Below are 3,669 nucleotides of genomic sequence, written 5' to 3'. Positions count from 1 at the left end.
GCTGCCGCGCTACACCTCCTATCCCACCGCGCCGCATTTCACGGCGATGGGCGAGGGTGACTACCGCGAATGGCTGGCGGCGCTGACGCCGGACCAGGCGGTCAGCCTCTATGTCCATATCCCCTTCTGCCGCGCGCTCTGCTGGTATTGCGGCTGCCACACCGCAGTGACCCGGCGGCCGGAGCGGCTCGCCCGCTACACCGCGGCGCTGCTGGCCGAGGCGGCGCTGCTCTCGGCGGCGGTGCCCCAGGCCGGCCCGGTGACGGCGCTGCATCTGGGCGGCGGCACCCCCAGCGCCATCGGCGCCGAGGGCCTGTCGCAGCTGCTCGCCGCCCTGGAAAAAGAATTCCGCTTCGCGCCGGGCGCCGAGCGCGCCATCGAGCTCGACCCCCGCGTGCTGACCCCGGCCATCGCCGAGGCCCTGGCGCAGGGCGGCATCACCCGTGCCAGCCTGGGCGTGCAGGACATCGACCCTGGCGTGCAGGCGCGGATCGGCCGGCCGCAGCCCGGCGAGCAGGTGGCGCAGGCTGTCGCCCTGCTGCGCCGCGTCGGCATCGGCGCCATCAACCTCGACCTGATGTATGGCCTGCCAGGCCAGGGCATCGCCGAGGTCGAGGCCAGCGCCCGCTTCGCCGCCTCCCTCGGCGTCGAGCGGGTGGCGGTCTTCGGCTACGCCCATGTGCCCTGGATGAAGCCGGCGCAGCAGGCGATCGATGCAACGCTTCTGCCGGGGCCGGCGGCCCGGCTCGACCAGGCCGAGGCGGCGGCGGCGGTGCTGGAAGCCGCGGGCTACCTCCGCATCGGGCTCGACCATTTCGCCCGCCCCGGCGACCCGATGGCGCTGGCGGCGGCCGGGGGCACGCTGCGGCGGAACTTCCAGGGCTATGCCACCGACACGGCGCCGGTGCTGCTAGGGCTTGGCGCCTCCTCGATCGGGCAGCTGCCGGCGGGCTTCGCCCAGAACATCGCCGAGGAGCGCGGCTGGCTGGCGGCGGTGGAGGCCGGGCAGCTGGCCGTCCGCCGCGGCCGCGCCGTCTCGGCCGACGACATCCGCCGCGGCGGGCTGATCGAGCGCATCATGTGCGACCTGTCGCTGCCGCGCGACGCCATCCCCGGCGATGCCTGGCCGCGCCTGGCGCCGCTGCTGGCCGATGGCGTCGTGGCGCTGACGCCCGACCGCCTGGTGGTGCGGGAGCGCCGCTTCCTGCGCCACGCCGCCGCCGCCTTCGACGCCTATCTGGGGACCGGCGCCGGGCGGCACAGCCAGGCGGCGTGAGGGGAGGGGGCCGTCGCAGCCCTTGCCCTGACCAGCCCTTCCTTCTACCCCGGCCTCCATGGCCTTCACCCTGATCCTCGGCGGTGCCCGCTCCGGAAAGTCCCGCCATGCGGAGGGGCTGGTGGCGCGGCATGCCGCCCCTTGGGCCTATATCGCCACCGCCGAGGCCTGGGACGGTGAGATGCGCGACCGCATCGCCCAGCACCAGGCGCGGCGGGATGCGCGCTGGGCCACCATCGGCGCGCCGCTGGACCTGGAAGGCGCCTTGGACCAGGCGGGGGACCGGCCGGCGCTGGTCGATTGCCTGACGCTGTGGCTGACCAACCTGATGCTGGGCGAGCATGATGTCGCCGCCGCCACCATCGCGTTGGAGGCGGCGCTGGACCGGCGCGCGGCGCCCACCGTGCTGGTGGCCAACGAGGTGGGCCTCGGCATCGTGCCGGAGAACAAGCTGGCCCGGGCGTTCCGCGACCAGGCCGGGCTGCTCAACCAGCGGCTGGCGGCGCGGGCGGCGACGGTGCATTTCGTGGCGGCCGGCCTGCCGCTGGTGATGAAGGGGGAAGCATGACCGAGGACGCCGACCGCCATCGCGACAAGATGGCCAAGCGCAAGGCCGTGCAGGACGCCGAGGTCGCGTCCAAGACGGTCGAGAAGGGCCTGCTGATGGTCCATACCGGCGCCGGCAAGGGCAAGTCGACCGCCGCCTTCGGCCTGGCGCTGCGCATGCTGGGGCGCGGCCGTCGCGTCGGCGTGGTGCAGTTCATCAAGGGCGCCTGGAGCACCGGCGAGCGGCCGCTGCTGGAGGCCATGCCCGGCCTCGAATGGCACAGCATGGGCGAGGGCTTCACCTGGGAGACCCAGGACCGCGAGCGCGACGTCGCCGCCTGCCGCCGCGCCTGGGACAAGGCGATGGCGCTGAAATCGCAGGAAGGCCTCGGGATGCTGGTGCTGGACGAGCTCTGCATCGCGCTGCGCTACGACTACCTGCCGCTGCAGGAGGTGATCGACGGACTGACCGACCGCCCGCCGATGCTGCACGTCGTCGTCACCGGCCGCAACGCCCCGCCCGCGCTGATGGAGGCCGCCGACCTGGTCACCGAGATGCTGCCGCGCAAGCACCACTTCGCCGCCGGGGTGAAGGCCCAGGAAGGCATCGAGTTCTGACGATGCGCGGCGTGGCGCTGATGTTCCAGGGCACCGGCTCCTCGGTGGGGAAGTCGCTGCTGGTGGCCGGGCTGGCCCGCGCCTTGACCCGGCGCGGGCTGGTGGTGCGCCCCTTCAAGCCGCAGAACATGTCGAACAACGCCGCCGTCACCGCCGATGGCGGCGAGATCGGCCGGGCCCAGGCGCTGCAGGCCCGCGCTGCCGGCGTCGCCCCCAGCGTCCACATGAACCCGGTGCTGCTGAAGCCGCAAAGCGAGATCGGCAGCCAGGTGGTGGTGCAGGGCCGCGTCCATGCAACCGCCCGCGCCCGCGACTACCAGGTGATGAAGCCGTCGCTGATGCCCTTCGTGCTGGACAGCTTCGCCCGGCTGCAGGCCGAGGCCGACATCGTGCTGGTCGAGGGCGCCGGCAGCGCGTCGGAAGTGAACCTCCGCGCCGGCGACATCGCCAATATGGGTTTCGCCCGGGCCACCGACACGCCCGTCGTGCTGGTCGGCGACATCGACCGCGGCGGGGTGATCGCCTCGCTGGTCGGCACGAAGCATGTCGTCGCCGCCGAGGATGCCGCCCTGATCCGCGGCTTCGTCGTCAACCGCATGCGCGGCGATGCCAGCCTTTTCGCCGACGGCATGGCGACCATCGCCCAGGCCACCGGCTGGCAGGATTGCGGGCTGGTGCCCTTCTTCGAGAGCGCCCGCCGCCTGCCCGCCGAGGACGCCCAGGACCTGCTCGACCACCTGCCGCGCCGTCCCAGATCTGAAGAGGGGGGCGCCGGCTGCCGCATCGCCGTCCCCCTGCTGCCGCGCATCGCCAATTTCGACGACCTCGACCCGCTCGCCGCCGAGCCCGGCGTCGAGCTGATCATGCTGCGCCCCGGCATGCCGCTGCCCGGCGACACGGACCTGGTGATCCTGCCCGGCTCCAAGGCCACCATCGCCGACCTGGCCGCCCTCCGCGCCGAGGGCTGGGACATCGATATCCTCGCCCATCACCGCCGCGGCGGCCGGATTCTGGGGATCTGCGGCGGCTACCAGATGCTCGGCACCCGCATCGCCGACCCCGAGGGCGCCGAGGGCCCGCCCGGCAGCGTCCCCGGCCTCGGCCTGCTGCAGGTCGAGACCGTGCTGGCCGGCAGCAAGCAGCTTTCCCCCGCCCGCGGCCGCAGCCTGGCCGACGACCTGCCCTTCGCCGGCTACGAGATGCATATCGGCCGCACCACCGGCCCCGAC

The 3,669-nt window shown here is 73.6% G+C and carries 4 protein-coding genes; all 4 read left to right on the top strand.

Annotated elements, in window-relative coordinates; genetic code table 11:
• The first annotated feature begins 1 nt into the window (after position 1).
• Positions 2 to 1,276: an oxygen-independent coproporphyrinogen III oxidase gene (hemN, locus tag GVN67_RS28360; RefSeq protein WP_160000654.1), complete on the top strand. Its 1,275-nt coding sequence runs from the start codon at positions 2 to 4 to the stop codon at positions 1,274 to 1,276.
• A 58-nt stretch (positions 1,277 to 1,334) separates the two neighbouring features.
• Positions 1,335 to 1,844: a bifunctional adenosylcobinamide kinase/adenosylcobinamide-phosphate guanylyltransferase gene (gene cobU / locus GVN67_RS28355; RefSeq protein WP_160000653.1), complete on the top strand. Its 510-nt coding sequence runs from the start codon at positions 1,335 to 1,337 to the stop codon at positions 1,842 to 1,844.
• Positions 1,841 to 2,440, top strand: a complete 600-nt coding sequence (cobO, locus tag GVN67_RS28350; protein WP_160000652.1) for a cob(I)yrinic acid a,c-diamide adenosyltransferase — start codon at positions 1,841 to 1,843, stop codon at positions 2,438 to 2,440. Before cobU ends, cobO begins: the two co-directional genes overlap by 4 nt.
• A 2-nt stretch (positions 2,441 to 2,442) precedes the next feature.
• The coding region (locus tag GVN67_RS28345) for a cobyric acid synthase (protein ID WP_200845436.1) at positions 2,443 to 3,669 on the top strand (1,227 nt) is incomplete at its 3' end.

The sequence above is a fragment of the Roseomonas sp. 18066 genome (genome assembly GCF_902706185.1).
Taxonomy (GTDB): Bacteria; Pseudomonadota; Alphaproteobacteria; order Acetobacterales; family Acetobacteraceae; genus Pseudoroseomonas.
The sequence above is the reverse complement of the archived record's forward strand: the minus strand, read 5'-3'. Positions and strand labels throughout refer to the sequence as shown.

Coding starts and splice junctions, on each gene's coding strand:
- cobU (WP_160000653.1), top strand. CDS start 1,335: ATGGCCTTCACCCTGATCCTCGGCGGTGCCCGCTCCGGAAAGTCCCGC.
- cobO (WP_160000652.1), top strand. CDS start 1,841: ATGACCGAGGACGCCGACCGCCATCGCGACAAGATGGCCAAGCGCAAG.